At 60.9% G+C, this 839-nt stretch carries 2 protein-coding genes; both read left to right on the top strand.

Annotated features, from left to right (window positions below; translation table 11 throughout):
- Window positions 1–374: hypothetical protein (locus EQG76_RS30985; RefSeq protein ID WP_159719067.1), on the top strand; the 374-nt coding region annotated here is incomplete at its 5' end.
- A 138-nt stretch (window positions 375–512) separates the two neighbouring features.
- Window positions 513–839: hypothetical protein (locus tag EQG76_RS30980; protein WP_159719066.1), on the top strand; the 327-nt coding region annotated here is incomplete at its 3' end.

The following is an 839-nucleotide window of genomic DNA, read 5'->3' as shown; positions in this document are numbered from 1 at the left end:
TGGGCCAGGGTGCCGACAGCTTCACCATGGAGTATTCCGGCGGGAACCAGGAGTTCGCGGGTGGCGGGCGCACCGTCATCACCGACTTCCGCCATGGCGAGGACCAGATCGGCACGCTGCGCTTCGTGATCACCGACGATGACGGGACGGAAACCATCGGCTTCGAGGCGCTGGACAGCAACGGGGATGGCGTGGTCGGCGTGGGCGATGCGGGGGTGAGCCTGGAAGATGGCGGGCTGACGATCGACTTGGCGCCGGCGCTCACCGAGCTGGCTTCGGTGGGACGGCCGGGATTCGAAGTGGCCAGCCCGATGATCCTTAGGCTCTTGGGCGTGACGGATTTGTCGGGCGCGGATTTTGCAGTGCTTGCTTAGTTTAGGCTTGGCGTCCCACTGCGGGTTTCGGAGCCCGGTGCAACGTCCCACGTAGGGATGAGCTCCGATCGACGAGAGCATCGTGCTCCGCCGCAATCCCATTGCCACCACTCCATTATGCCAAATCCAGAGAGGTAGATGATGGCGCAGATCACGGGTACCGCCGGGGCCGACATCATCATTCCCACTGCACCAGAAGTTGCGCTTAGAACGACAACAGGTAATGATGTAGTATTTGCTCTTGAAGGGGATGATTTTGTCGACGGTGGTGACGGTGATGACGTGCTGGAGGGAGGTGCCGGAAACGACGTCCTGTATGGCGGGGCAGGTAGCGATGCCGCATCCTATGCCTCTGCAGCCAGTAGCGTTACTGTTAATCTGGGCCTTACATCTGCTCAAGAGACCGGTGGTGCTGGAAGAGACACGCTGGTCAGCATCGAGCGGCTGATCGGCTCGAGCTTTAAC

Origin of the sequence: Geminicoccus flavidas (genome assembly GCF_009806515.1) — a bacterium.
GTDB classification, from domain to species: domain Bacteria; phylum Pseudomonadota; class Alphaproteobacteria; order Geminicoccales; family Geminicoccaceae; genus Geminicoccus; species Geminicoccus flavidus.
The sequence above is the reverse complement of the archived record's forward strand: the minus strand, read 5'-3'. Positions and strand labels throughout refer to the sequence as shown.